The organism is Aliiroseovarius lamellibrachiae (assembly GCF_018599245.1).
Lineage (GTDB): Bacteria > Pseudomonadota > Alphaproteobacteria > Rhodobacterales > Rhodobacteraceae > Aliiroseovarius > Aliiroseovarius lamellibrachiae.
Window position 1 is genome coordinate 350,502 of sequence record NZ_JAHEVJ010000001.1, and the last position, 26,647, is coordinate 377,148.

A 26,647-nucleotide genomic window follows, 5' to 3' on the forward strand; every position below is an offset into this window, starting at 1 on the left:
GACCTCCGCAGATGTTTCATCCAGAGCTTGCGCCCCATTCTGTCTCGTTTCAAGTGCCGCTCGCACAGCCGTTGCCCTCACCTGCGTGGCACCTGCCATGTGATGTTGTTCAGCCCAACAAATCGACCAAACCGCACAAGTTCTGCGTCCAACTTGGCCCACCGCGCAGCCCCCCAGCGCACCCCGGGTTCTGCCCAAAATCCGGTGACATCCAGCTCTCCTTTGGTGCGATCCGCCTTCAGCTCTAAGCGCCCGACAAAGCGCGATCCTTCCAGCAACGGATAGACGTAATAGCCCCAGATTCGCTTGGCTTTAGGCACAAACATCTCGTTGCGATAAGCAAAGCCAAACAGTTTTTCCAATCGGATCCGGTCGCGGATTAAGGGGTCAAACGGGTTCAGAATGCGCAGCCGGCTGGTGGCGGCAGGGGCCGATTTCAGCCGCGTTTCAATGTCAGGATGGGCCACCCCGGCATAGGACGATCCATCGGCGCAGGTGACTTCGACCGGGACCAAATCCCCCGATTGCGCGATCCAATTCTTCGCCTCTTTTGCGCGCATCACATCCCAAAATCGCTGCACTTCCCCTTGGGTGCCAAAGCTGATCCGGTCCATCGCGGCCTTGCCCAGCCACGCCAATGCGCGTGCGTCATCGCTGCGGGAATGGGGCGGGAACACACGCTCTGCCAGATCGTAAAACTTCACAAAATTTTCGCGGTGACAAGTGGCCAAATCCCCCGCATACCACAGCTGATCCAACGCCTTTTTATGCGGTGGACGCGCCCACATCTCACGCGTTTTTGCTTTGGTATCAAAGGCGTGGGTGGACAATGCACCCTCTGCGCGGATGCGATCGACAATTTGCGCAATCTGCGCCTTGGCAAGGCCAGACTTGCTCCATTCGCTGCGCGCGTAATAGGCCCCCAGCCGGTCAAATTGTGGCCCCCAATGGGGCAGCACATCCGCCGCGATCAGGCTGGCGTCATGGGTGAAATGTTCAAACACATCACGCGCGCGCAAATGATCCCACACCGCCCCCTCGCGGTAATTCTGATTGCGCGACCAAAGGATGTGATTATGCGCGCGGGTCACATTACGGATCGTGTCGATTTGCACAAATCCAAGCCGGTCGATGATCCCCATCAGATCACAGGCCCCGGTGGGCGCATCCGCCAGCCCGTTGGTCCAGACCCACAGCCGCCGGGCATCCGCGTTGGACAGCTTTAAGGGGGCATTACCCATGTTTGGCCGCCACGGTTTTCAACACGGAAAATCCATAAAGCGCCTCAAACCCCTTTTCGCGCCCGTGGCCCGATTTTCCAACCCCGCCGAACGGCAGCTCAACCCCGCCGCCCGCACCGTAATTGTTGATGAACACTTGACCCGCGCGAAGACGTTTCGCCAGCCGCATTTGCCGCGCGCCATTTTCGGACCAGACACTTGCGACAAGACCAAAATCGGTGCCATTGGCAATCGCGACGGCCTCTTCTTCGGTGTCAAAGGGGATGATCACCTGCACCGGGCCAAAAATCTCATTCTGCGCCAAGGGATGCTCGGGCGGTACGTCGGAAAAAAGGGTCGGCGCCACGAAATGCCCACCCTCAGGGGCGTCATTTATGATCGTTCCATGCCCCGCCACAGTCAGGTCCTTACCCTGAGCGAGAAACCCGGTGACAATCTCTTTTTGTCGCGCGGAAATCAGCGGCCCGACATTCAAATCGGCATCCGCTGGCCCCACGCGCAAATCGCCGTAAGCCTTGCCCATGCGCGCCACAACCTGATCGTAAACGCCGCGCTGCACCAAGACGCGCGACGACGCCGAACAGGTCTGGCCCGCGTTCTGAATGCAGGCCCCGACAAGGAACGGCAGGGCCGCGTCCAGATCCGCGTCGTCAAACACCAATTGCGGGGATTTTCCGCCAAGCTCCAGCGTCACCGGCACCACATTCTGTGCCGCCGCCGCTTGCACCAAACCACCCACGGGCACCGATCCGGTGAAACTGATATGCTGCACGCCGGGGTGCGCTGATAGGGCCGCGCCAGCCTCGGCCCCAAGCCCGGGAACCACGTTTAACGCACCTGCGGGAAGGCCGGCGTCCTCGGCCAATCGCGCAAAGGCGAGCGCTGTCAAACAGGCCTCTTCGGCGGGTTTCAAAACACACGCATTGCCCATCGCCAACGCCGCCCCGACCGAGCGACCGATGATTTGCATCGGGTAATTCCACGGCACAATATGGCCCGTCACGCCGTGCGGTTCGCGCAGGGTGTAAACGGTGTAACCATCCAGATAAGGGATTGTTTCGCCGTGGATTTTATCCGCCGCCCCACCGTAAAACTCCAGATATCGCGCAAGCGCAATTGCGTCATTTCGCGCCTGCGAGAGCGGCTTGCCGACGTCTGCGGCCTCAAGGGCGGCCAACTCGTCCACGCGGGTTAAAACCAGCTGGCCAATGCGGGTCAGAATGCGCCCGCGTTCCAGCGCAGAGGTCCGCCCCCAGTCGCCCGCAAGGGCCCCGTCGGCGGCGTGAACCGCGGCGTCAATATCCGCCGCCGACCCCCGCGCAATCTCGCAGATCACGTCACCGGTTGAAGGGTTCTCAAGCGGCAATTTCCCCCCCTCGGCCTGTCGCCACACGCCGCCCACGAAAATCTCGGTTGGGTCAAACCATAAACTGTCCATCTTGGGCCTCCTGCCACGCTGAGGGGATGACCGGGGCCGCCCCGATCAGCGAGTTTGTGTAAGGGTGTTGAGGTGCCGAAAACACATCGCGCGTGTCGCCCTGTTCGACGATTTCACCCGCGCGCATCACCAGCACCCGATCGGTGATCCCGCGCACCACGCCAAGGTCATGGCTGATGAAAAGATAGGCCAGCCCGCGCCGCGCCTGAAGATCCGCCAAGAGATCAAGGATTTGCGCACGAACCGAGACATCAAGGGCGGAAACGGCCTCGTCCAGCACCAACAATTCCGGCTCAAGGATCAACGCGCGGGCAATGGCGATGCGCTGACGTTGCCCGCCGGAAAACTCATGCGGATAGCGGTGCATCGTATCGGCGTCCAAGCCCACATCGTCCAAAACGGCGCGCACACGGTTGCGCCAATCATCGGGCCGCCCGGTCAAGTGAAAGGGTTCCGCCACCAATCGCTCCACCGTCCAGCGGGGATTGAAACTGCCGTAAGGGTCTTGGAACACGACCTGCAATCCGGCGCGCCGTTTGGGCGCCATTTTCGGCGTGACAGGCTGGCCGTTCAACAGGATTTCCCCGCCTTGCAGCGGTTCTAATCCTAAAATCGCGCGGGTCAGTGTGGATTTTCCACAGCCACTTTCCCCAACCAAACCAAGGCTTTCGCCTTTCTTAAGGGTGAAACTCACCCCGCCCACGGCGCGAAACTTTGGCGCGGGTCCAAAGAGTGACGTGCGGGGCAAGGCATAATCGCGCACCGCTTCTGTAACCTGTAAAAGAGGCGCATCCGTCACCTTATCCGTGCGCTCAGGGTGGTGTTTTGACGCGTTGAAAAGTGCCCGCGTATAGGGGTGGGCCATGCCGCGAAACAGCGCCTCGGTTGGGCCTTGTTCGACAATTTCGCCCGATTTCATCACCGCCACATGGTCCGCCATGCCCGCGACCACGGCAAGATCATGGGTGATCAGCAAAAGCCCCATTTGCGCCTCAGCCACCAGCTCTTTCAACAGATCAAGGATCTGCGCTTGGGTGGTCACATCCAGCGCAGTTGTCGGTTCATCGGCGATCAAAAGATCCGGGTGCAGCGCGACGGCCAGCGCGATACAGACCCGTTGTCTCTGCCCGCCTGACAGCTCATGCGGGTAACGATCCAGCGGAAACTTGTCCTGCGGAAGGCCAACGCGGGTCAGCTTTTGTGCGGCGATTTCCATCGCCCCGGCGCGCGCGGCCTGACCATGAATGATCAGCGTTTCCGCGACCTGCTCGCCGATGGTTTTTACCGGGTTCAGGGCGCTCATCGGTTCTTGAAAAATCATCGACATGCGGTTGCCGCGCAGGGCGCACATCGCTTTGTCATCACCGTGGGGCAGGGGCGCGCCGTCGATGTCCATCTCGCCCGCGACCTTTGCGCCGCGGGGCAATAGATCCATCAAGGCAAGCGCCGTCATCGACTTGCCCGACCCGCTTTCGCCGACCAGACCAACCACCTGACCGGGGGCAATCTCAAGATCCACATCCCGCAGGATTTGGCTGCCATGGATCGACAAAGACAGGTTGCGAATGGAAATCATGCGCGCGTCCTTCTGATCCGGGGATCGAGCAAATCGCGCAGCCCGTCGCCCATCAGATTGAGCCCCAAAACCATCATCACAATCGCCAGCCCCGGCGTGATGGCAAGGCGCGGCGTGGTGTAAATCATGGTCTGTGCGTCCGCCAACATGCGCCCCCAGCTTGGGGTTGGGGGTTGGGCGCCCAGCCCCACATAACTTAGCCCCGCTTCGGCCAGAATGCCGAGTGAGAACTGAATAGTTCCCTGCACAATCAACAGGTTGGCGATGTTCGGCAAGATGTGTTCGGCGCTGATCCGGGTGATGGATTTGCCAGACACGCGGGCGGCCATGATAAAATCAAGGGTCCAGATGCTCATCGCACCGCCACGGGCAACACGGGCAAAAACGGGGATGTTAAAGATGCCAATCGCAAGGATCGCGTTGGTGGCCGACGGGCCGAATGTGGCGGTGATCAGGATCGCAATCACCAGCGAGGGGAAGGCGAAGATAAGGTCATTTCCGCGCATAATCAGCTCGTCCAGCCATGATCCACGTCGGGCGGCGGCGGCCAGCCCTAATGGGACGCCGATGCAAATCCCAATGCCCACCGCAATCACTGCCACCGCAATCGAAGTACGCGCACCGACCATCAGCATGGACAGCATATCGCGGCCAAAATGATCCGTGCCCAGCCAAAACTCCACACTCGGCGGACGCAGTTTGGACGCGATATTCAGGACCTCCACATCATACGGCGTCCAGAGAAAGGACAGAAGGGCAGCGGTAAGGAAAAGGGCGCTAAGGCCCGCTCCGACCCAAAGTTGCGGGGGCAAACGGCTCATGCGCGGCGCCTTAATCGCGGATCGACCAGCGCATAGGTGATGTCGACCAGAAAGGTCACGAGGATCACGGCAAAGACCAAAAGCATAACCACGCTTTCCACCACCACCAGATCGCGTTGGGTGATCGCTTGGAAAATCAGCCGCCCAAGACCGGGCAGGAAAAACACGTTTTCAATAATGATGGCGCCGGCCAACAGGAAGCTGAATTGCAGCCCGATGATCGTCAGCACCGGAATGAGCGCATTGCGCAGCGCATGGCGGCGGGTGGCTTGGCCCATGCTTAACCCCTTGGCGCGGGCGGTGCGGATGTAATCCTGATGCAGGGTTTCAAGCAAGGATGAACGCATGATGCGGGCCAGGATCGACGCCTGCGGCAGGGCAAGCGCGATGGCGGGCAGGGTCAGCGCCTTGAACCCGGCAAAAAGCCCGGCGTCCCAGCCCGGAAAACCACCTGCCGAAAACCAGCGCAGTTGGATCGCAAAGACCAAAACCAGCAGCATCGCGAACCAGAAATTGGGCACCGCGACGCCCAATTGCGTGGCCCCCATAATGCCAAAATCCGCCATGCCACCACGGCGGCTGGCGGCGATCATGCCAACGGGCACGGCGATCAACGTTGAGAGGATCAGGGCATAAAGCGCGAGGGGCAAGGACACCTGAACCCGCTCCAGCACCAGTTCCGACACCGCCACGCGGTAAGTGTAAGACGTGCCGAAATCCCCGCTGAGCATGCCGCCGATCCAGCCCAAATAACGGGTCAGAAAGCTGCCGTTCAGGCCCAATTCCGCGCGCAGGGCCGCCACCGTGTCGGGCTGGGCGTTCAGGCCCAACATGAAAGATGCGGGGTCCCCCGGCACCACCTCGATCATTGCGAAAATCACCCAAGAGGCCACCACAAGGCTGAGGCCCAAAGACAGGGCGCGGATGAGGATATAACGCAGCATGAGCCGAGGTTAGACGCGGGCTTGGCCTGAGAAAAGGCCTAATATCAGGGACGTAGAGAATAGGGCCTGCAAAGCCTGAAAATGCGCAAGAGACGGATCAGATCCGCACCTCTACACCCGGCAAGTTCAGCGCCTTCAAAAGCTCGCGCAATTCCTGACGGGCCGCAACGTTAGAGATGTTCATTTGCCCGACAACGCCAACGTCCTTGAGGTCCAACAGGGTCAGGCCACGCGGGAACAGCTCGCGGAAAATCACCCGCTCATTGAACCCCGGCGCGACGCGAAAGCCGATGCGTTTTGACAGGTCATCGACCGCTTTGCCCATCTTTTTCTTGTTGTGCATCATCTGCGCACCAAGGCGGTTGCGCACCACAATCCAGTCGATGGGTTTCAACCCGGCCTGGGCGCGCAATTGCCGCGCGTTCCAGACCATTTCGGAATAGACCGACGGCCCGGTGATCTTGCCGCTGTCCGGGTCCACATGGGCCAAAAGGTCAAAATCCACAAAGCTGTCATTCAACGGCGTGACCAGCGTGTCGGCCAGTGAATGCGCCACTTGGCTCAGGCGCGTGTGGGATCCGGGGCAATCAATCACGATGAAATCGCGGTCTGACTCCATGCCGGTGACCGCTTCTGACAAGCGCCGATCAAAAGGGTTTTCGCCGGGCTTCAGGGTGGATTGGTCAATTTCTGGCAGCTCTTGGTAATGCGGGGTCGGCAGTTCAATCCCCGCTTTTTCCATCGTCACGCGCCGGTTTTCCATATAGCGCCCAAAGGTTTTCTGGCGCAGATCCAAGTCCAACACGCCAACGCTTTTGCCCAGCCGCGCAAGGGCCGTGGCCACATGCATCGACACCGTGGACTTGCCCGCGCCGCCCTTTTCATTCCCCACAACAATAATATGTGCCACGCCTGTCATCCCCGGTTGTTATGTTTTTTTGCAGCTTAAGGTAAGGCGACTATAAAACCGTTATCTGTCAGGGGGAAGAGGGGGATTGCAGGCCAATTATCCCACATGTCCCCCCGATTTGGCCCTATGCTTGGGCGGGTATTTGCGTTCAATTTGCATGAAAAGGGGATCTTTATGGCGAAAAAACGAGTGTTGGTGGAGTTTGGCATGGGCACGTCGCTGCGCCGGATGGATTACACACAGGCCGCGGCGCGGGCGGTGCGTGATGCGCTTTGGCACAATTCGGTGAATATGGCCGAACTTTTCGGCTTTGAGAAAGAGGCCATGTTGGTGGATGTTGAGATCGCCGTGCAGCAACCAGATGCGGTGGATGTCGCTGAACTTGCTGCGATTTTCCCCTATGGTCAGGTTGCAATCACCGTGGCACACGGCGGGTTGGATGTGCCCAAACCCTCGGGCGGTCATACCGTGATCGCCAATGCCGCCATTGCCGTGTCCTTTGATCTGGAGGAGGTGGCATGAGCGAGAAACGCATGATCCTTGAGATGGGCATGGGCAATGATCTTTACGGTCAGGATTACACCAAAGCCGCCTGTCGCGCGGTGCAAGACGCGCTGCATCATTCCTCCATCACGCTGTTTTCCACCTTGGGGCTGGATCACCAAGACATGCGGGTGGCGGTGACGATTGGTGTGGCAGAGCCGGACAAGGTGGATGTGGGCGCTGTCCAAGCCACCCTGCCAAGGGGGCGTGCCGAAGTGCGCGCCGTAAAGGGTGGGATGAACACACAATCCGGCGATCAGATCCATGTGGTCGCAACGGCGGCGATTGAAGCTTACTTGCCTGATTTGGCGGGAAAATACACTTGCGCCACGCAGGACGCCACATAAGCGCGACCCGTTCACATGCCAATCTATCGTGCCCCCACGGGGGGCATCGCTGTGTCGCCTATGACCGTTCCTCGCAGCGGCGCGTTGATCGCACGGCCGCGGCCATCGGCTCAGTTGTCATCTGATAGGTGTTGATTTCTGCGGCAGACATCCAATGCATTCCCTCGGCTGGCGCAGCCTTTAGAGTGAACCAATAAAAGGCCTCGGGGATGCCCATAGCATTGTAGTAAATTAGGTATTTCTCATGCTCTTCATCATCATGCGGAAGGTCTGTGGCCAAAGGGAAATCTGGCCCGCCAGACCAACTGTGCACCCCCAAACAGGCCCCGGCCACCGCGGTGCGTGTCACACCCGCGAGAAAGAGATCAGTGCCGCCCGAGGCGACCAATCCGTCCTTTGGTACAAATGTCGCAAGCCCACTGTCACGGACTGCCCGCGCCAGTTTAAGATTGGCCTCATCATCCAATGATCCCGGAACGTATTGCAGGACAAGCATCTTAGTGTCTGGGGCCATTTGCAACGCTTTGGTAAACGCTTGTGGGCTGCGGCTGTCAATCTCACCCGTCGCAATCAATTGCGTTCCTTGGGTGACAAAGCGCAGGGGATCATAATCCTCTTCTCCATGGGCGTCACAGGCTGCAAGGGCGAGGGTGAGGCCGGAGAAAAGACCAAAAAGACCAGACTGTCGTGAAAGCATGAAACACTTCTTTTGTTGGTGGTGTTTTCCAACAAAAGCCTGCTGGCCGAAAAGGATCAAGGGGAAATGCCGCACAGGCGCGAGATGGTCACCCCAAACAAAAAACGCCGCCCCAAGGGACGGCGTTTCTTTTTCGAAAGAGGCGTGGTTTAGAAGCCAAAGCCTTCGTATTTCGATTTGAACTTCGACACACGGCCGCCAGTATCCATAAGACGCGAGCTGCCGCCGTTCCATGCAGGGTGCACAGAGGGGTCGATGTCCAGCGCCATTTGGTCGCCTTCTTTGCCCCAGGTCGATTTCATTTGAAAGATCGTACCGTCGGTCATTTTGACGTCGATGATGTGGTAATCGGGATGGATATCCTTTTTCATAACGACGCTCCTTAGGCTTTTTTGGATTTGTAGTTGGTATCTTCGGCGATACGTGCGGATTTACCGCGACGGGCACGCAGATAATACAGTTTGGCGCGGCGCACACGGCCACGGCGAACAACTTCGATGCTTTCGATGTTGGTCGAGAAGAGCGGGAATACACGTTCCACGCCTTCACCAAAAGAAATTTTGCGAACGGTGAACGAGCCAGCGATGCCTTTGCCGTTGTTACGGGCAATACAGACGCCTTCATAGTTTTGCACACGGGTCCGTGTACCTTCGGTCACCTTAAAGCCTACGCGAATGGTATCGCCGGCTTTAAAATCAGGGATGTCTTTCCCCAATGAAGCGATTTGTTCCGCTTCGAGTGTTTGGATCAGGTTCATCTGATCACTCCTATCTAGCTTGCGGTTGGTCCGCAAAGTTGGTGACGTATAAGAGCTCTGCGTCTTCATCGGGTCCGCATCTGCGCCCGCCAGAGGTCATTCATCGTTTCTTTGGTGTCTGAACCGGCGAGTTTGCCCCACGGAAAGAACGTGGCCCCATACCAGAACAGGCCCGCGCGACTCGGGTGAGTGGCGGACAGGCGGTGTATAGGCCAGATAAGGGGACGGATGCAAGCGTTTTACAGTCCCGGTTCTCGGCCTGTTTTCCCTGTAACGCAAGGGGGAATTGCATGGGGTCTGACGTGCACACCGGCGCAGGAAATGGGCGTCTGAACCGCGCGGCACCGATCCGAAAATCTGAACATTTAAGGGGGTGCAGGGCGGGCACAATCGTTTAACATTGCACTATAAAGTGAAAAGGCGCGCGCGATGACTGCTGAATTTATGTTGATCACTTTCACCCTGTTTCTGGCGGGTGTGATTGCGGTGCCGATTGCGGCCCGCTTTGGGTTGGGGTCGGTGCTGGGCTATCTGATTGCGGGCATTGCGATCAGCCCGGTTTTACGATGGGCGGGCGCGGATGTGGTGTCGCTTCAGCATTTTGCCGAATTTGGCGTGGTGATGATGCTTTTCATTGTCGGGCTTGAGATGAACCCAAAAGCTTTGTGGCAACTGCGCGGGCGCATCTTTGTGCTGGGCGGTCTGCAAGTGGGGGTGACCACAGCGTTGGTGATGGGGGTCGCAATGGCATTTGGCCAACCCTGGACCGTGTCTTTGGCGATTGGCTTGATCTTCGCGCTGTCTTCCACCGCGATTGTCAACCAAACCCTTAAGGAAAAAGGACTTTTGCGCAGTGATGGCGGCCAGACCAGCTTTGCGGTGCTGCTGTTTCAGGACATCGCCGTGATCCCGATGCTGGCGCTTTTACCGCTTTTGGCATTGCCCGAGCTGATGGACGTCATGTCCCATGGGGCGGATCACGACAGCCACGGGGGGGGGCTGACCCTTGATCTGGTGGCCGGGCTGAACGGCTGGCAACATGGCGCCGTGACCTTGGCCGCGATTGCGGGCGTGATCATCGCGGGCACCTATCTGACCGGGCCAATCTTTCGCTTTGTGGCGCGCGCCCGCCTGCGCGAGCTGTTTGTCACCACAGCCCTGATGATGGTGCTGGGCATCGCGCTGTTGATGACCATGGTCGGGCTGTCGCCCGCGCTGGGCACCTTTTTGGCGGGGGTGGTCATGGCCGGGAATGAGTTTCGTCACGAGTTGGAAAGCGACATTGACCCGTTTCGCGGCATCTTCCTTGGCATCTTTTTCATCACCGTGGGCGCCAGTATCGACTTTGTCCTCCTTTGGGAAAACCTTGGTCTGATCATTGGGCTGACCCTGGGGCTGATCGCGATGAAATCGGCTGTCTTGCTGATCCTGTCGCGCATTTTCCGGCTGTCCGGGGGCGACAAATGGTTGTTTGCGCTGGGCATGGCGCAGGCTGGTGAGTTCGGATTTGTGCTGATTTCCTATACGGTTGCCAATGCTGTGATCCCAAGCGACGTTGCAAGCCTGCTGTTGTTGGTGGTGGCGCTTTCGATGTTGCTCACCCCGGCGTTGTTCATCCTTTACGACCGCGTTCTCGCCCCGCGCTACCTGCGTCAGCAAGAACAAGAGGCGGATGAAATTGACAGTCATGCCAATATCATCATCGCCGGTCACGGGCGTTTTGGCGGCATCGTCAACCGGTCCCTGCGCGGGGCGGGGTATGACACCACGGTTCTGGATTACAGCGCCGATCATCTGCAAATGCTGCGCCAATTTGGGGTGAAGGTCTTCTTTGGCGACCCCACGCGCCCGGACCTGTTGCATGCCGCTGGCATTGACGAGGCCAAAGTGCTGGTGGTGGCGATTGACGACAAAGATGAGATCACAAATATGGTGCGCCATGTGGTGAAATTTCACCCGCATGTGCATGTGGTGGCGCGCGCGATCAACCGCGAACATGTCTATGATCTGTGGTCGGTGGGCTGTCGTGATATCATCCGTGAAACCTTTGACGGCTCGCTGCGCGCGTCGCGCTCGGTGCTCGAAGCCCTGGGCCGCTCGCGCCCTGCGGCGCAAAATATGGTTGATGCTTTTGCGGAAATGGACCGTAAAACCATGCTGGAACTGGCCGATCTTTACGACATCGACACGCCGGTCACCGAAAACAAACCCTATATGGAACGCGCCCGCGCGATGCGTGAGGAATGGGAGGAGGAGCTGCGGGGGAACATGTCCAAAGCCTCATCCAAAGCCTCAGCCTTTGACGCCTCAGACGGCTGAGGGCGCGCGTCGCCATGCGCCGCCATTCCCCCCTTAACTCAGTCTTTTTTGTCATCCATATGCGCGGCCCACAGGTCGGGGCGACGTGTCTTGGTGATGTCTTCGCTTTGCGCGCGGCGCCAGTCGGCGATCTTGCCATGATGACCCGACATCAGCACGTCCGGGATCACATGTCCGCGCCATTCTGCCGGGCGCGTGTACTGCGGATGTTCGAGTAACCCATTGGAAAAGCTCTCATCCTCAATACTGTCGGCATTGCCCAACACGTCAGGCAACAGGCGCACGGTGGCATCCAGCATCGCTTGGGCGGCAATCTCGCCGCCGGTCAGAACAAAATCCCCCAATGAGACTTCTTCGATGTCATAATGCTCAAGCACGCGCTCATCCACGCCCTCAAACCGGCCACACAGCACGGTCATGCCGCGCGCCTTGGAAAAGCGCTGCGCCATCGCCTGATCCAGCGGTTTGCCGCGCGGCGACATGTAGATGATTGGCCATTCATCCCGATTTTCCGGCACGCCGGACTGCGCCATATCAATCGCGCGGCCCAAGACGTCAGCGCGCAGCACCATCCCCGCGCCACCGCCCGCAGGCGTGTCATCCACATTGCGATGTTTGCCCTGCCCAAAGATGCGCAGATCAATCGTTTCCAACGCCCATAACCCGTCTTTCAACGCCTTGCCCGTCAGGCTTTCGCCCAGCACACCGGGGAAGGCCTCGGGAAACAGCGTGATCATCTTTGCCGTCCAAGCGCCCGCCAAACGGGGACGGTCGGTCATTAACGCGCGCGGCGTCACGCTGGCCGAAATTGACAGGCGCCCATGCGATTTCGGCACCGCCGTATCAGATACGGTTGCATTTGGGGCGGGGGTATTTTTGTTGACGTCAGACATGCGCGCTGTCTACGACAAACAGGGCAGATTGCAAACAATGCTTTCACCGCGCACATGCGTTTGAGGGGCAAGATATGACCGAACAAGAACTGATCACGCGGGCAATGGCGCGCCTGCCGCATTTGGGCGCATCGGCGAAAAAGCTGTCAGATGCCACCCCCCGCGTTCTGTCTTGCCGGCTTCAGCCAGGCAGCACGCGAATTGTGTTGCGCCTTCTGGCGGGCACGCAGGATCTGGTCCTGAAATATGATCCCGATGCGACCGAAGAGGCGTTTTCTGAACGCGCGACAGCGCAGCAATTTGCCTATGACAGGCTGGGCGCAGGGATGGTGCCCGCCCTTCTGTCGGTGGATGTAAAAGGACGCAGCGCTTTGCAGCACCATGTAAACGCCCGCCCCGCCCACGAGCTTTTGGACCTTGCCGAAGTGGGCTTGGACGCGGCACCCGACATCCTGCGCCGCTGTGGCCGATGGCTTGGGGCATATCACAATGCCACCTTGCAACCTGCGCGCAAGATCAACCCGGATCGGATGCTCAACTGGGCGAAATCTCTGCAAAATAAGGTCGAAACCCGGGCGCCAGATGTACCACGTCGCGACCTTTTCCTGACCTGTGCGGCGCAAATTCCGGCGATGGGGGATCGCGCACGCGGTCAGCCGACCCGGATCGCCGCCTCACATGGCGACATGCATTTGCGCAATCTTTTGCTTGGGCCTGATGGCTGTTTCGGCATTGATTTCGAACCGCTTGCCAAGGTGCCCCCAGCCCATGATCTCGCGCGGTTTTTGCTGCGCTACGGAACGTGGTTTGATTTCGGACCAGAGCCTTTGGCGGCCTTCTGGGACGGGTACGGCACGCCGCGCGACACCGACGCGGCGCTTGGCTATCTGCTCCCGATTTTGCTGTTGGAAGATTGGCTTTCAATCCCGAAACGCAAAGAGGATCGCTCGCCCAAACAACAACGCCGATTGCGAGGCATTTTGCGCATGGCAGCAGAGGTGTTTGTCGTTCGCGATTAAAGGTTCTGCATAAGGTAAATCGCATCGGATTTCACCTCTTTCAACGCCTTGTCAGACACCCCGGAACGGTTCATGCCCAAAAGCAGCTCCAGCGCCTCTTCGGGCAAGCTTTGCTTCATCGGGCGATGCGGAACAAGCGGGAGGGGGGGCAACACAGATCCCAACGGACGCAGCGCCGCCGTGGCGGGCCCCATTGGTAAAAGTGACGTATTTTCAAGAGGTTCAACAGTAAGTGTGCCGGGGGAAATGGCGCATGAGATGGCTTTGATCAGCGGGCTAAATTGCGCCAGATCTGCAAATTGTTCCGCGAATTCCTCTTGGCTTCTGACCTCTCGATGCACCTTGAGGTTCTGTGCCCAAAGCGATCGCAACCATGCCGCAGGCCCGCGTGTTGTCATCACAAACCGCAGCTGTGCTTGCGCGCCAAATCGGGACAGAAGCTGACCTTGGATCTCGTTTAACCGTGCGGGTAAACCGTCGTAATTTGTCACCTCTGGATGGCCGGGCAGCTGGCCGGACAGATCCACATTGCTGATCAGAAGCGCCTGATCCGCACCCAACACAACATCGGCCAGCCGCGCGGCGAAAACCTCGCCAAACCGCGTTAAGGTTGACGGATCTGTGCTGTGGATCTTGGCGGCCTTGGTCACGTCAGGCCAAGTCTTGCGGGTCACGATCTGGGCGACCGGGGCCAATAGATCGCGGTTGGCCTCAAGCGTGGCTTCGGCGGTGGTTGTGCCGGTTTTGTGTACCCCGAAGTGGACGATGATTTTGGGTGGGCTGTCTGGGGGCATATCAGTCGGCAAATACGCCTTCGGGCGGGTCGGCGATGATGCGTCCGGACGCCAAATCAACCGTTGGCACCGCGTCGCGAGTGAAAGGCAACAGCGCACCGGTGCGCATGCCTGTTCCCATCACTTCAAGCACATCGCCCGCGCCGTGGTTGTGCACGGCCTTGACCCGGCCCAATTCTTTTCCACCCGTGTCCAACACCAAAAGCCCAATTAAATCAGCATGATAAAACTCATCATCCGGTAGGGACGGCATCGCATCCCGATCGGCAAACAGCTTGACCCCTTGGGTCGCATCCGCCTGTTCCTTGGTGGAAATACCGGTGATCCGCGCGGCATATCCGCTTTTGATCTGTTGCGAGATGATCAGATCATAGCTGTCATTGCCGTCCTCTGACCACAGTGTGCCATAGTCGGCGATCGCACCGGGATCCGCACAAAAGCTTTTCACACGCACCTCGCCTTTCACGCCAAAAGAGCCCGATAGGGCGCCCACGCAAATCCGATCTTCGCTCATTTCACACCTTCGCAAAAGCCACTGTCTGCCACGCGTCCGCCCGCATCAAGGCAGCGGTCTGTGGCCGAATTTCGTTCATAAAGGACGCCCGCGACAAAGGCGGCGACCAGGATTAGGATCGTCCGAACTGGCTTGAAAATCAAACCCATTTCCTCACCTCACGCCTTCATCTTACGTCGATGGGCAATTGGCCGCGGCGGGCTTCCCATCCGGTGTCTTCCAGCTCTGGCGTGTCGGCGACCTCTTCGGGCCAGCCAAGGCAGAAATAGCCCACCAAGGCCCAGCTGTCTGGCACATCCAAATCGCGGCACAGCGCGACGGGATCCAGAATGGACACCCAGCCCAGCCCCAAGCCGCGCGCGCGGGCGGCAAGCCAAAAGAGCATGATCGCCGTGACCACGGAATAGCGGCGCATTTCCGGCATGGTGCCAGCACCTAGCCCCGCGCCTTTGTCAGTGCCCTCATCGCAAAACACCGCAAGTTGCACGGGGGCATCCGCCATCCCGGACAGTTTCAGGTTTGCGTAAATCTTTGCTTTGTCACCGGAATATCCGGCAAGCGCGGCCTTATTCGCCGCTGAATAATTGGCAAGGGCGGCGGCACGCGCGCGTGCGCTTTCCACCCGGATCACCCGCCACGGCTCGCTCAACCCCACCGAAGGGGCCAGCAAAAATGCGTCGAGGCACTCCGTCAGAAGTGCCTCGTCCACAGGGTCGGTGCGAAAGCGGCGCACGTCACGCCGCCAACGCATTAAGGTTTCGAGATCGGACTGAAAGTCACTTGAAAAGGCCTGCATCTCTGATCTCGTCCCCACCTTTTTGTCGCCGGAGGATTTATTCCTCAGCAGCAGCCTCTGCAGGTGCAGCCGCAGCTTCAGCCGCCGCAGCAACTTTCGCTGCTTTTTCTTCTGCACGGTCAGTTGCTTTTTTGCCTGGCAGACCTTTTTTCAGGTTTGCACGGTCTTTCTTAGGCAGAACGCCAGCGGCTTCCAAGAAGCGCGAAACACGGTCCGAAGGCTGTGCGCCTTTATCCAACCAGTACTGAACGCGTTCCATGTCCAGTTTCACACGCTCTTCGCTGTCTTTGGCGAGCAGTGGGTTATAGGTGCCCAGTTTTTCGATGAAACGACCATCGCGTGGCATACGGCTGTCAGCAGCGACCACACGGTAAAAAGGGCGTTTTTTCGAGCCACCACGGGCGAGACGGATTTTCATAGCCATGAGAGTTTTCCTTTTTTCTAGCTATTTGTGGGGCCGTTTCTGTGCGGTCCCCGCATTTCAGTGTTTCGTTTGATCAGGTTTATTCCTGATGCTGTTTGTGATGCCTGATGACCTCATCAATGATGAAGTTCAGGAATTTCTTGGCAAATTCCGGGTCAAGTTCCGCGCGGCGCGCCAGATCCTCTAGCCGGTCAATTTGCTTGGCTTCGCGGGACGGGTCCGAAGGCGGAAGGGCGTGTTCGGCCTTCAGCTTGCCCACGGCTTGCGTGTGTTTAAAGCGTTCGCCCAAAGTATAGACCAGGATCGCGTCCAGACGGTCAATCGAGGCGCGGTGGTCTTTCAAAACCTCGGCGGCGCGCGTGGCGGCATCGGTCATACCTGAAGCTCCTGTTTTGAGGGGTGGCGATACACCATTTCTGTGCCGTGGGTCGGGCTGTCCCAGTTGCTTTCCAGCGTGGCACCCATGCGTTCGGCAAGGGCAACCGAGCGGTCGTTGCCGGGGAAAATGTTGGAACACAAAGCGCCCCAACCCAATGTGTCATAGGCATATTCGCGCACGGCAATCGCGGCCTCGCGCGCGTATCCTTTGCCTTCGGAACCTTCGAACATCACCCAGCCCAGCTCGGTTTCATTCCAGCCCTCAGGCCCCCAAAGGCCGACCATGCCAACCGTGTCGCCAGCGGCGGTTTCAAGGAACCAAAACCCGTGCCCTTTCAGGGCGAAATGGCCCAGATTGCTGGCAAACCAGCGCCATGCGCCGGTGCGATCGAGCGGGCCACCAAAGCCCCAGCTGCGCTCTTTTGAGGCAAAGAAATCCGCCACAAGGTCAAAATCCGCCTCAGTGGGCAGGCGCAGGGTCAGACGATCCGTGGTGAGGGTTGGGATATTGGTCAAACGGGTCATGCATAAGCCCCCGGATTGCCATCGGCATCAGCGGCGGGGTGGCGCCAGACATGATAGGCGCCTTGGTGCGCGTCCTCTTCGCCCCCGTCAATCAGCGGAGCATTTGGGTCAATCACACAGCCCAAGCGTTTTGCCAGCGCGGCTGATCGTGTGTTATCCGCGTCAATATAACTGACAAGCGTGCCTAGCCCCAATTCGGTATAGGCCCAGTCGCGGGTGGCGATGGCGGCCTCGGCGGCAAGGCCTTTGCCTTCGGCGCTTGCGTCCCAGACAGACCACGCAAGCTCATGCTCGGGCCAGCCTTCGGGAAACCACGGACCGGCGGATAAAACCGGCGCGCCGCTGTCTTTTTCAAGCCCTACAAACAGACCAAATCCACGCAGCGTCCAATGGCCAACCATGTGCCCAAACCCACGCCACGCTTTGGCGCGCGTGTACGGCCCACCGATAAAACCGGCACGATCCGACCCCAAGAAGGCCGCGATGACCTCCCAGTCGCCCAATTCGGGCGGGCGCAACATAAGGCGCGGGGTTTCGATCGTGATGGTCATGTTTATTTCTTTTTCCCAAAACCAGACAGGCCACCAGGCAGACCCATACCGCCGCCAAGACCAGGCAAGCCGCCCTTGACGCCAAGCTGTTTTGCCGCCGCTTCCAGCGCTTTTGGGTCCATCTGGCTTGGGTCCATTCCGCCCATGCCGTCCGCCCCCATGCCGGGCGCAGCGCCACCTTTGCCAAACATGCCCGCCATGGCCTGCTTCATCATCTTGCCTTTGCCCATCTTGCCCATTTTCTTCATCATGTCGGACATTTGACGCTGCATTTTCAAAAGCTTATTCAGATCAGAGACATCCATGCCGGCGCCTTTGGCGATGCGCTTTTTGCGGCTGGCTTGCAACAGCTGCGGGTTGGCGCGCTCGCGTTTTGTCATGGATTGAATGAGCGCGATTTGCTGTTTCAACACCTTGTCATCCATGCCCGCGGCTTCGGCCTGTTTGGCCATCTTGCCCATGCCCGGCATCATCCCCATGATCCCCTGCATGCCGCCCATCTTGATCATCTGTTCCAGCTGCATCTTCAGGTCGTTCATATTGAACTGACCCTTGGTGAAGCGCTTCATCATGCGTTCGGCTTGTTCAGCCTCGATGGTTTCTTGCGCCTTCTCAACCAAGGCCACAATGTCGCCCATGCCCAGAATGCGCCCGGCAATCCGGTCCGGCTCAAACGTCTCCAGCGCGTCCATCTTTTCGCCAAGACCAACGTATTTGATCGGCTTGCCGGTGACCGCGCGCATGGACAACGCCGCCCCACCGCGACCGTCGCCATCCATCCGGGTCAGAACCACGCCGGAAATGCCGATTTTCGCGTCAAATTCCTGGGCCACTTCCACCGCAACTTGGCCGGTCAGACCGTCGACAACCAACAATGTCTCGCGCGGGTCAACGATTTTCGAGACCTCTTCAACCTCGCCCATCAACACGTCGTCGATGTGCAAACGGCCCGCGGTGTCGAGCATATAGACGTCATAGCCGCCCATCGTCGCCTGTTGCTTGGCGCGCTTGGCAATGGCTGCGGGCTTTTCACCCTTTACGATCGGCAGGGTGTCGACGCCGATTTGCGTGCCCAAAACCGCCAGCTGATCCATCGCCGCCGGGCGGTACACGTCCAAAGACGCCATCAAAACGCGCTTGCCGTCTTTTTCTTTCAGCCGTTTCGCGAGCTTTGCCGTGGTTGTGGTTTTACCACCGCCCTGCAAACCCACCATCAGGATCGGGGCGGGCGGGCTGTCGATCTTCAAAGCCCCCGGTTCGCCTTCGCCGGTCAAAATCTCAACCAGCGCATCATGCACAATCTTCACAACCTGCTGGCCGGGCGTGACCGATTTGGTCACCGACTGGCCGGTGGCCGCATCCTGTACTTTCTTGATGAAATCACGCGCAACCGGCAGCGAGACATCCGCCTCTAGCAAAGCCACACGTACCTCGCGCAGCGCGGTCTTCACATCCTCCTCAGACAATGCGCCCTGTTTTGTCAGGCGGTCAAAGACACCAGATAGGCGATCTGACAGGCTCTCAAACATTTGCGGCTCCTTTCGCCGTTGCTCCCCACCTAAATGGGGGCGGGCTGCGCAGTTCCAAGTGTGTTCCCCTGATGCAGGCCAGTCTCAAGACCAAGCTCAAACGAGTATCACCCCTGTGGGCACGCTATGTGTGTTGGTCAGATGAACTTCCCAACGCAGCGCGCCCCTGTGGGCGCGACGCGCTGACAGGGGGCGATCCCGGCATGTGCCAAGGGACCGGAAGTGACAATACTCCCGGAAGTTGGAATTTCTCTACTGAGTCTCTGTCGCAGAGTCAAGCAATCTCGGCGCGTGAAACGGGGCAAATCATTAAGGAAACATAGGCTTGTGAACACGCCATTGCCCTTCGTATCGTCCCCCTTGTGGCGCCCGAACCGCATTTGGATATTTATAGAAAGAGGAAAAGGCGCGCGCTCCCTTCCTCTTTCTATAAATATCCTGGGGTGAGCGCAGAGCGCGAGGGGCAACGCCCCTTACGTTCGCCCCTAATCAACTCAGGCTTTGCTCAATCTTATCAAGTGTTTGCATCGCGCCTAGCACATCCGACACACATCCATTGGGCGCGCGGCCCTCGCGGATGGCGGCAATGAACTCGCGATCAATCAGCTCAATCCCATTGCTGGATACGGCGACATCCGACAGATCAATCTGGTTTTCATAACCGTCATAAAGATCGTCATAGCGCGCCAAATAGGTGCCATTGTCGCAGATATAGCGGAAATACGTGCCCAGCGGCCCATCGTTGTTAAATGAAAGTGAAAGCGTGCAAATTGCACCTGATGGAGTTTTCATCCCAATCGACATGTCCATCGCAATGCCCAAATCTGGATGGATTGGCCCCTGTAACCCATGCGCCTGCGAGCAGACCTCGCCAGTTTGGTATTGAAACAGATCCACCGTGTGGCAGGCGTGATGCCACAGCAGATGATCGGTCCAACTGCGTGCCTCGCCTTTGGCGTTGGTATTGCTGCGGCGGAAGAAATAGGTTTGCACATCAAGCTGTTGCAGGGTCAATTCACCGGCCGCGATCTTATTGTGGATCCATTGGTGGCTGGGGTTAAAGCGGCGCACTTGGCCCGCCATGGCGACCAATCCGGTTTCGCGCTGCTTGTTCACAACGGCTTGGCTGTCGGCCAGATTATCCGCCATCGGGATTTCAACCAGCACATGTTTGCCGGCATTCATACAGGCGATGCTTTGTTCCGCATGAAGCCCGGTTGGCGTCGACAGGATCACCGCATCCACATCGTCGCGGGCAAGGCAGTCGGCCAAATCGGTCGCCGCGTGGCCGATGCCACGTTCCGCCGCACAGGCGTCGATTTTTGCGCGCGTTGGCCCCATCACCGATGTGACGGTGACCCCATCAATCTGCGCCAAAGCGTCCAGATGTTTCTGCCCAAACGCGCCATAAGCGCCCGCCACACAAATCCGCATAAATTATCCCTTCTTCCGGCTGACGTGACCATATCATGGTGAACCGAGCGTGGAAATTGATTGACGCGGTGTCCTATTGGTTTTTGCTATAGCGCGCTGTTTTTGATGCAACCGCGCTGGCCTCGCGCAGCGCTGTGATGAACCGCGCTTGGGTCGCCGTCGGTTGCCAATCCTTGCGCAGCGTCAGCCCAATGGGGCGGTGGCTGCCGGGCAGGCGAATGTCCAGTGCGGCAAGCTCGCCGCGCGCCAATTCGTGGGCAACCTGACTTTTCGACAAGATCGCCAAATACGGCCCACGCAACAATAGCGTGCGGGTCAAAACCATCGAACTTGTGACCACGCGCACCGCCGGGTGACCTTCTTCAAGCCCCAACCACCGCGCGAGATATCCCCCCGACGGGGTCGACAGTGGCGGGGCAATCCACGGCTGCGCCAGCAGGGCGGCTGTGTCCGGGCGCGCGCCGGTTAAAAGCGGATGATCCGGCGACGCAATCACCGCCAACGGATCCTCAAACAGCACCTCTTGCACCACGTCCTCTGCCGGGATTGGATCGCGCAACGCACCGATGATCAGGTCCAATTCACCATGACGCAGCGCGCGCAACAGCTCGTCATAGGGTGCATCCACATTGCGTACCGAAACCGAGGGGGCGGCGTGTAAAAACCGGTCAATGGCGCGCGGCAGGATGGCACTGCGCGGCAGGGGCAGGGCGCCAATGCGAATGCGGGTTGTATCGCGGCCGGCCAAATGCGCCACCTCATCCAACCCCTGCTGCAGGTTGGCGTGCGCCAATTGCACCGCACGCGCAAAGATGTCCCCCGCCTCGCTTAACTCCACCCCGCGCCGCGACTGCGTAAAAAACGCCACCCCCGCGCGACTTTCCAAATCCCGCCCGGCCCGGTGAACCGAGGGTTGCGAAATGCCAAGGCTTTGGGCAGCAAGGGAAAAACTGCCGGATGCGCCAATGGCAATCAACGCGCGCAGCTGCGCGGACGTGCTGTGCAGGTAAAACCCAGGCGAGGGTGTGGGCCCTTCATGTGCCGACCTGCGCCGGGTGGCCGCCTGTGCCCCGGCCGCCAATTGCGCAAACATCGCCTGAACCCGTGGGTGCAACAACGCGCCCGCTTCGGTCAGAAACATCCCGCCTGCGCGACGATCAAACAGGGTCACACCCAATTGCCGCTCGAGCCCCGCAATCGCCTGTGTCACGGCGGGTTGCGACAGATGCACCCGTTTGGCAGCGGCAGAGATGCCGCGCCGGGTGGCAACCTCATCAAAAGCACGTAGGTGACGGATGTTTAGGAACGTAATGGCCATGGTTCAGACTAACGACAAGACCACCGCATGGTCTAGCACATATAGCAAAAACTTATCAGCATCGTGGCCCTTTGAAATAGGGATTTGTGCCGTCGTTAGGCTAGGATGACCCCATGATTTCGTAGGAGCCGCCATGTCTATACCCGCTGATGAAAAGAAAACCGCCTTGGTGATTTCCGCCCATGCCGCCGACTTTGTCTGGCGCGCAGGCGGTGCAATCGCGCTGCATCAACAATTGGGGTATGAGGTCACAGTGGCCTGTCTTTCTTACGGTGAACGCGGGGAAAGTGCCAAACTGTGGAAGCAAGACGGCATGACACTTGAGCGTGTGAAAGCCGCCCGAAGGAAGGAGGCTGAGGAAGCCGCAAGTGCCCTTGGCGTGCGTGATATTCGCTTTCTCGATCTGGGTGATTATCCCCTGCGCCTTGACCGCGATGCGCAAGATCAGATGGTGGACATTATCCGCGAGGTCCAGCCAAAATGGATGATGTCCCACTCGCGCTGGGACCCTTACAATACCGACCATATGAACACGACGCAATTTGCGCTGGAATGCCGGATGATCGCGCAGGCCTGGGGGCATAAACCCGGTGAAAAAGTGTTGGGCGCGCCGCAACTTTACCTGTTTGAACCGCATCAGACCGAACAGATGGGATGGAAACCGGATGTGTTCCTCGACATCACGCCTGTGTGGGACAAAAAACGCGCTGCGATCGAATGCATGCAAGGGCAAGAGCATTTGTGGGACTTCTATACCAATGTTGCCCAAAATCGCGGCAATCATTTCCGACGCAATTCCGGCGGCATGGCCGGTGGGCGCAAGGCGGAGTACGCGGAAGGGTTTGAAACCGTGTTCCCGCAAACCGTGGATGAGTTGGCATGACATATCAACCCGGCGACACCGGCCTTGTGGTGCAAAATATCCCGCGCGCCGATCAAAATGTGATCGACGGATTGGCGGAATTGGGCGTGGCGACCGTACACGAAGCACAGGGGCGCAAAGGGCTTTTGGCCAGTTACATGCGGCCCATTTATACCGGCGCGCGGGTGGCGGGGTCGGCGGTCACCATCCTCGCGCCGCCCGCGGACAATTGGATGTTGCACGTCGCGATGGAACAGGTGAGGCCCGGGGATATTCTGGTGCTCGGCACCACAAGCCCTTCAAATGCCGGGTATTTTGGCGATCTTCTGGCAAGCTCTGCCAAGGCGCGGGGCTGTCGTGGGTTGATCATTGATGGCGGGGTGCGCGACATTCGTGACCTCACTGAAATGCAGTTCCCGGTCTGGTCCAAAGCGATTTGCGCGCAAGGCACGATCAAGGAAACGCTGGGATCGGTCAACGTGCCGGTGGTCTGCGCCGAGGCTTTGGTAAACGCGGGTGACGTGATCGTGGCCGATGACGATGGCGTCTGTGTTGTGCGCCGGGATGAGGCGGCGGAGGTCTTGGAAAAAGGCCGTGCGCGCGAAGCAAATGAGGTTGCAAAACGGGCGCGATTTGAGGCCGGAGAACTGGGGCTTGATCTTTACGACATGCGCGGGCGTTTGGCGCAGAAGGGTCTGAAATATGTGTAAGAGTGTGCTCACATCAAAGCGGGGGCTCTGCCCCCCGCCTTCGGCGTCCCCCGAGATATTTATGACAAGAAAAAGTGCACAGAACACCGGGGCGGCCGATGTCTGAGGGTGTGCGGTGCATGTGGATGCGGGGGGGCACGTCGAAAGGCGGATATTTTCTGGCGGAAGATGTGCCCGGTGGTTCCGCCGGTGATTCTGCTCTGCGTGATGCGTTTTTGTTGCGCGCCTTTGGCAGCCCCGACCCCCGGCAAATCGACGGCATGGGGGGGGGCGATCCGCTGACGTCAAAGGTGGCGATGGTGAGCGGCTCTGACCGGCCTGACGTCGATGTGGAGTATTTGTTTTTGCAGGTGTTTGTGGACCGCGCCGTGGTGTCGGATGCGCAAAACTGTGGCAATATCCTTGCAGGGGTTGGCCCGTTTGCGATTGAACGGGGGCTGGTTGCGGCGCGCGATGGCGTCACTCCGGTCAGTGTTTTGATGGTGAATTCGGGGCAGATTGCGGATGTTATGGTGGACACCCCTGGCGGGGTGGTGCGTTATGATGGGGAGGCGCAAATTGACGGTGTGCCGGGTACTGCCGCGCCGATTTCTGTGGCGTTTCGGGACACGGCCGGGGCCAGCTGTGGTGCGCTTTTTCCCAGCGGGAATACATGCGATGTGGTGGATGGTGTACCCGTCACGATGATTGATGCGGGCATGCCTTGCGTGTTGATTGGGGCTGTGGGTTTAGGGCTTTCTGGGTCAGAGGATCCAGAGGTGTTGGAGGCCGATACTGCCTTGAAAACACGTCTTGAATCGTTGCGACTGGCGTGCGGAGAGATGATGAATTTGGGGGATGTGACCAACAGTTCTGTGCCCAAAATGACCTTGATCAGCCCCGCCATATCCGGTGCCATTTCCACGCGCAGTTTTATCCCGCATCGGGTGCATAAAGGCATCGGTGTTTTGGCGGCGGTCAGTGTCGCGACCGCCTGTGTGACCCCCGGAACAGTGGCCCATGAGATCGCGAAATGTGACACAAAGGACAGTCCGACTTTGGGCATTGAGCATCCAACGGGCATCACGGCGGTTAAGATCACGCACGAGGGTGGTAAGCTGCAACACGCCGCGATTTTACGCACTGCACGAAAGCTGATGGATGGGGAGATTTTTGCATGAGCCAAATGGATCCTGATTGGTTAGAATTTCACCCAAACCCCAAAAAACCTGGCTTTAAACTCCCGACTGGGGCCGTGGATGCCCATTGCCATGTGTTTGGGCCGGCGGCGAAATTTCCCTTTGCGCCGGAGCGGAAATACACCCCTTGTGACGCGGGCAAGGACCAGCTTTTTGCCCTGCGCGATCACCTGGGATTTTCACGAAACGTGATTGTTCAGGCGACCTGCCACGGGCGGGACAATCGCGCGATGGTGGATGCCTGCCGGGCGTCAAACGGGCGGGCGCGGGGCGTGGCGAGCGTTGGGCCAGACGTTACGGACGCGGAGCTTGCCGAGATGCATGACGCCGGCGTGCGCGGGGTGCGGTTCAACTTTGTGCGCCGTTTGGTGGAGGCCACGCCGCGTGAGGTATTTTTGAAAATCGCCGCGCGAATTGCCCCCTTGGGTTGGCATATCGTGGTCTATTTTGAGGCCGCTGACCTTGCGGATTTGGAGCCCTTTCTGGCGCAGCTCCCCACCACGATCGTAGTGGATCACATGGGCCGGCCGGATGTGGCCAAAGGTGCGGATCATCCTGATTTCAAACGGTTTCTTGACCTGATGACGCGCCATGACACCATCTGGACCAAGGTCACATGCCCCGAGCGGTTGACCGTAGAAGGCCCGCCCTATGATGACGTTGTACCCTTCGCTGCTGAGGTGGTGAAACGCTTTCCCACCCGCGTCTTATGGGGCACCGATTGGCCGCATCCCAACATGAAAACACATATGCCAGATGACGGGGTTTTGGTGGATTATATTCCCCGAATTGCCCCCACAGATGAGCTGCAGAAGAGGCTGCTTATCGCCAATCCAATGCGCCTTTATTGGCCCGAAGAACAGGAGGGTTCTTAATGGATATCAATGACTTCGACCATCACACCCATATTGAAGGCACCACTATTTTTGACGGACGCATGGCGATGAAAGGCTATGGGCTGAATAAGATGTGCTTTGCCTTTAACCGCGCCGATATGCGCGATGCTTTTGTGGCCGATCCCGAGGAATTCATGGACCGCTACGGGTTGAGCGAGGCGCAGAAAATCGCGGTACGCGCCAAGGATGTTCTGGGCATGATCGCCGAGGGCGGCAATATCTATTACCTCGCGAAACTCGCTGGGATCTGGAAGCTGTCGGTACAGGATGTGGGCGCCCAGCAAACCGGCGTCACCACCGAAGAGTTCAAGCAAAAACTGCTTGACCAGGCAAAGCCGGAGGGCAAATAAATGGCGAAAATCATTGGGGGCATCACCACCTCGCACATCCCCGCCGTTGGCAATGCGATCGCAAATAACCTGCAGGATGATCCATATTGGAAGCCGTTTTTTGACGGCTATCCCAAGATCCACGACTGGCTGGCCGAAAAGAAACCCGACGTTGTGATCAACATCTACAACGATCACGGGCTTGGGTTTTTCCTTGATCAAATGCCGACTTTTGCCATTGGCGCCGCGCATGAATACAAGAACGAAGACGAAGGTTGGGGCATCCCACAGCTTGACCCGTTTCCCGGCGCGCCGGAGCTGTCGTGGCATATTATTGAAGGCATGGTTGAGGATGAATTCGACATCACATCCTGCCAGGAATTGCCGGTGGACCACGGCTTTGTCGTGCCGATGCAGCTCTTCTGGCCGGGTGCGCCGCACAACAAAGATTTGCCCCGCGCGATCCCGGTGTCGGCCAACACGGTGATCCACCCGATCCCAACCCTGAACCGCGCGCTGAACTTTGGCAAATCCATGCGAAAAGCGGTGCAAAGCTGGCCCGAGGATATCACCGTTGTGGTGCTTGGCACCGGTGGGCTCAGCCACCAGTTGGACGGCGAACGTGCAGGGTTCATCAACCATGATTTTGATCGCATGTGCATGGAAAAAATCGTCGACACCCCCGAAGAGCTGACCAAAATCACCCGGATGGAGCTGGTTGAAAAAGCAGGCGCGCAAGGCACCGAGTTTCTGATGTGGATGATGATGCGTGGCGCCCTTGGCAAAAAGGTCAAACTGCTGACTGAGAATTATCACATCCCAATTTCAAACACCGGGGCGGGGACCATGCTTTTGGAATGCATGGACGACTAAAGCGGTTCCAGTTTTCATTTTGCGTTTGAGC

31 protein-coding genes are annotated in these 26,647 nt (G+C 58.5%); 10 read left to right on the plus strand and 21 right to left on the minus strand.

Features of this window, described 5'->3' with window-relative positions; translation table 11 throughout:
- Positions 1 to 77 precede the first annotated feature (77 nt).
- The 6 genes from KKW20_RS01770 to KKW20_RS01795 all read right to left on the minus strand — a co-directional run bounded on the left by KKW20_RS01770 (position 78) and on the right by KKW20_RS01795 (position 6,930).
- The gene (locus KKW20_RS01770; protein ID WP_214565543.1) at positions 78 to 1,241 is read right to left on the minus strand and encodes a winged helix-turn-helix domain-containing protein; all 1,164 of its coding nucleotides are present in this window, start codon (positions 1,239 to 1,241) and stop codon (positions 78 to 80) included.
- On the minus strand, positions 1,234 to 2,679 hold the full coding sequence (locus KKW20_RS01775) for an aldehyde dehydrogenase family protein (RefSeq protein ID WP_214565544.1): 1,446 nt from the start codon (positions 2,677 to 2,679) through the stop codon (positions 1,234 to 1,236). Before KKW20_RS01775 ends, KKW20_RS01770 begins: the two co-directional genes overlap by 8 nt.
- Positions 2,660 to 4,255, minus strand: coding sequence for an ABC transporter ATP-binding protein (locus tag KKW20_RS01780; protein WP_214565545.1), 1,596 nt, complete (start codon positions 4,253 to 4,255; stop codon positions 2,660 to 2,662). The genes KKW20_RS01775 and KKW20_RS01780 overlap by 20 nt, the downstream gene beginning before the upstream one ends.
- The gene (locus KKW20_RS01785; protein ID WP_214565546.1) at positions 4,252 to 5,076 is read right to left on the minus strand and encodes an ABC transporter permease; all 825 of its coding nucleotides are present in this window, start codon (positions 5,074 to 5,076) and stop codon (positions 4,252 to 4,254) included. Before KKW20_RS01785 ends, KKW20_RS01780 begins: the two co-directional genes overlap by 4 nt.
- A complete protein-coding gene (locus KKW20_RS01790) occupies positions 5,073 to 6,020 on the minus strand; it encodes an ABC transporter permease (protein ID WP_214565547.1) in 948 nt (315 codons plus the stop codon). The genes KKW20_RS01785 and KKW20_RS01790 overlap by 4 nt, the downstream gene beginning before the upstream one ends.
- A gap of 97 nt (positions 6,021 to 6,117) precedes the next feature.
- Positions 6,118 to 6,930 (minus strand): division plane positioning ATPase MipZ, encoded by an 813-nt coding sequence (locus tag KKW20_RS01795; RefSeq protein WP_343207543.1) that lies wholly within the window; start codon positions 6,928 to 6,930, stop codon positions 6,118 to 6,120.
- Between the two features lie 174 nt (positions 6,931 to 7,104).
- On the opposite strand from KKW20_RS01795, the gene KKW20_RS01800 reads away from it, so the two are divergent.
- Positions 7,105 to 7,452 carry a Lin0512 family protein gene (locus tag KKW20_RS01800; RefSeq protein WP_214565551.1) on the plus strand — a complete coding sequence of 116 codons (348 nt, stop codon included), beginning with the start codon at positions 7,105 to 7,107 and terminating at the stop codon, positions 7,450 to 7,452.
- A complete protein-coding gene (locus KKW20_RS01805; protein WP_214565553.1) occupies positions 7,449 to 7,820 on the plus strand; it encodes a Lin0512 family protein in 372 nt (123 codons plus the stop codon). Before KKW20_RS01800 ends, KKW20_RS01805 begins: the two co-directional genes overlap by 4 nt.
- A 58-nt stretch (positions 7,821 to 7,878) precedes the next feature.
- Here KKW20_RS01805 and KKW20_RS01810 read toward each other — a convergent pair whose 3' ends face one another.
- The 3 genes from KKW20_RS01810 to rplS form a co-directional block, all read right to left on the minus strand.
- Entirely contained in the window at positions 7,879 to 8,517 is a 639-nt protein-coding gene (locus KKW20_RS01810; protein WP_214565555.1) for a COG3904 family protein, read from the minus strand.
- A gap of 149 nt (positions 8,518 to 8,666) precedes the next feature.
- Positions 8,667 to 8,888, minus strand: a complete 222-nt coding sequence (gene rpmE, locus KKW20_RS01815; RefSeq protein WP_214565557.1) for a 50S ribosomal protein L31 — start codon at positions 8,886 to 8,888, stop codon at positions 8,667 to 8,669.
- An 11-nt stretch (positions 8,889 to 8,899) separates the two neighbouring features.
- Positions 8,900 to 9,274, minus strand: coding sequence for a 50S ribosomal protein L19 (gene rplS, locus KKW20_RS01820; protein WP_214565559.1), 375 nt, complete (start codon positions 9,272 to 9,274; stop codon positions 8,900 to 8,902).
- A gap of 429 nt (positions 9,275 to 9,703) precedes the next feature.
- Here rplS and KKW20_RS01825 point away from each other — a divergent pair, with 429 nt between their 5' ends.
- Entirely contained in the window at positions 9,704 to 11,593 is a 1,890-nt protein-coding gene (locus tag KKW20_RS01825; protein WP_214565561.1) for a cation:proton antiporter domain-containing protein, read from the plus strand.
- A 38-nt stretch (positions 11,594 to 11,631) separates the two neighbouring features.
- On the opposite strand, the gene trmD is transcribed toward KKW20_RS01825, so the two are convergent.
- Positions 11,632 to 12,486, minus strand: coding sequence for a tRNA (guanosine(37)-N1)-methyltransferase TrmD (gene trmD / locus KKW20_RS01830; RefSeq protein ID WP_214565563.1), 855 nt, complete (start codon positions 12,484 to 12,486; stop codon positions 11,632 to 11,634).
- Positions 12,487 to 12,560: 74 nt separating this feature from the next.
- Here trmD and KKW20_RS01835 point away from each other — a divergent pair, with 74 nt between their 5' ends.
- A complete protein-coding gene (locus KKW20_RS01835) occupies positions 12,561 to 13,505 on the plus strand; it encodes an aminoglycoside phosphotransferase family protein (RefSeq protein WP_214565565.1) in 945 nt (314 codons plus the stop codon).
- Here KKW20_RS01835 and KKW20_RS01840 read toward each other — a convergent pair.
- The 11 genes from KKW20_RS01840 to KKW20_RS01890 all read right to left on the minus strand — a co-directional run bounded on the left by KKW20_RS01840 (position 13,502) and on the right by KKW20_RS01890 (position 21,768).
- The gene (locus KKW20_RS01840) at positions 13,502 to 14,299 is read right to left on the minus strand and encodes a hypothetical protein (RefSeq protein WP_214565567.1); all 798 of its coding nucleotides are present in this window, start codon (positions 14,297 to 14,299) and stop codon (positions 13,502 to 13,504) included. The two genes, KKW20_RS01835 and KKW20_RS01840, sit on opposite strands and share 4 nt — an antisense overlap.
- Before the next feature lies 1 nt (position 14,300).
- The gene (gene rimM / locus KKW20_RS01845) at positions 14,301 to 14,813 is read right to left on the minus strand and encodes a ribosome maturation factor RimM (RefSeq protein WP_214565569.1); all 513 of its coding nucleotides are present in this window, start codon (positions 14,811 to 14,813) and stop codon (positions 14,301 to 14,303) included.
- Positions 14,810 to 14,962 carry a hypothetical protein gene (locus tag KKW20_RS01850; RefSeq protein ID WP_214565570.1) on the minus strand — a complete coding sequence of 51 codons (153 nt, stop codon included), beginning with the start codon at positions 14,960 to 14,962 and terminating at the stop codon, positions 14,810 to 14,812. The genes rimM and KKW20_RS01850 overlap by 4 nt, the downstream gene beginning before the upstream one ends.
- 17 nt (positions 14,963 to 14,979) lie before the next feature.
- Positions 14,980 to 15,609: a 5,6-dimethylbenzimidazole synthase gene (gene bluB, locus KKW20_RS01855; RefSeq protein ID WP_214565571.1), complete on the minus strand. Its 630-nt coding sequence runs from the start codon at positions 15,607 to 15,609 to the stop codon at positions 14,980 to 14,982.
- 37 nt (positions 15,610 to 15,646) lie between these two features.
- The gene (gene rpsP / locus KKW20_RS01860) at positions 15,647 to 16,033 is read right to left on the minus strand and encodes a 30S ribosomal protein S16 (protein WP_214565572.1); all 387 of its coding nucleotides are present in this window, start codon (positions 16,031 to 16,033) and stop codon (positions 15,647 to 15,649) included.
- A 79-nt stretch (positions 16,034 to 16,112) separates the two neighbouring features.
- On the minus strand, positions 16,113 to 16,409 hold the full coding sequence (locus KKW20_RS01865) for a chorismate mutase (protein ID WP_214565573.1): 297 nt from the start codon (positions 16,407 to 16,409) through the stop codon (positions 16,113 to 16,115).
- Complete coding sequence (locus KKW20_RS01870) at positions 16,406 to 16,936, minus strand: GNAT family N-acetyltransferase (protein WP_214565574.1); 531 nt, start codon at positions 16,934 to 16,936, stop codon at positions 16,406 to 16,408. Before KKW20_RS01870 ends, KKW20_RS01865 begins: the two co-directional genes overlap by 4 nt.
- A complete protein-coding gene (locus KKW20_RS01875) occupies positions 16,933 to 17,487 on the minus strand; it encodes a GNAT family N-acetyltransferase (protein ID WP_214565576.1) in 555 nt (184 codons plus the stop codon). Before KKW20_RS01875 ends, KKW20_RS01870 begins: the two co-directional genes overlap by 4 nt.
- A 2-nt stretch (positions 17,488 to 17,489) precedes the next feature.
- Entirely contained in the window at positions 17,490 to 19,016 is a 1,527-nt protein-coding gene (gene ffh, locus KKW20_RS01880) for a signal recognition particle protein (RefSeq protein ID WP_214565578.1), read from the minus strand.
- 489 nt (positions 19,017 to 19,505) lie between these two features.
- Entirely contained in the window at positions 19,506 to 20,450 is a 945-nt protein-coding gene (locus tag KKW20_RS01885) for a Gfo/Idh/MocA family oxidoreductase (RefSeq protein ID WP_214565580.1), read from the minus strand.
- Positions 20,451 to 20,523: 73 nt separating this feature from the next.
- The gene (locus tag KKW20_RS01890; RefSeq protein ID WP_214565582.1) at positions 20,524 to 21,768 is read right to left on the minus strand and encodes a LysR substrate-binding domain-containing protein; all 1,245 of its coding nucleotides are present in this window, start codon (positions 21,766 to 21,768) and stop codon (positions 20,524 to 20,526) included.
- Positions 21,769 to 21,901: 133 nt separating this feature from the next.
- Here KKW20_RS01890 and KKW20_RS01895 point away from each other — a divergent pair, with 133 nt between their 5' ends.
- The 6 genes from KKW20_RS01895 to KKW20_RS01920 all read left to right on the plus strand — a co-directional run bounded on the left by KKW20_RS01895 (position 21,902) and on the right by KKW20_RS01920 (position 26,616).
- Positions 21,902 to 22,651, plus strand: coding sequence for a PIG-L deacetylase family protein (locus KKW20_RS01895; protein ID WP_214565584.1), 750 nt, complete (start codon positions 21,902 to 21,904; stop codon positions 22,649 to 22,651).
- On the plus strand, positions 22,648 to 23,340 hold the full coding sequence (locus KKW20_RS01900; RefSeq protein WP_214565586.1) for a 4-carboxy-4-hydroxy-2-oxoadipate aldolase/oxaloacetate decarboxylase: 693 nt from the start codon (positions 22,648 to 22,650) through the stop codon (positions 23,338 to 23,340). The genes KKW20_RS01895 and KKW20_RS01900 overlap by 4 nt, the downstream gene beginning before the upstream one ends.
- A 98-nt stretch (positions 23,341 to 23,438) precedes the next feature.
- Positions 23,439 to 24,500, plus strand: a complete 1,062-nt coding sequence (locus KKW20_RS01905; protein WP_214565588.1) for a 4-oxalomesaconate tautomerase — start codon at positions 23,439 to 23,441, stop codon at positions 24,498 to 24,500.
- Positions 24,497 to 25,393, plus strand: a complete 897-nt coding sequence (locus KKW20_RS01910) for an amidohydrolase family protein (RefSeq protein WP_281422095.1) — start codon at positions 24,497 to 24,499, stop codon at positions 25,391 to 25,393. Before KKW20_RS01905 ends, KKW20_RS01910 begins: the two co-directional genes overlap by 4 nt.
- Positions 25,393 to 25,764 (plus strand): protocatechuate 4,5-dioxygenase subunit alpha, encoded by a 372-nt coding sequence (locus KKW20_RS01915; RefSeq protein ID WP_214565590.1) that lies wholly within the window; start codon positions 25,393 to 25,395, stop codon positions 25,762 to 25,764. The genes KKW20_RS01910 and KKW20_RS01915 overlap by 1 nt, the downstream gene beginning before the upstream one ends.
- A complete protein-coding gene (locus tag KKW20_RS01920; protein ID WP_214565592.1) occupies positions 25,765 to 26,616 on the plus strand; it encodes a class III extradiol dioxygenase family protein in 852 nt (283 codons plus the stop codon).
- Positions 26,617 to 26,647: the final 31 nt, after the last annotated feature.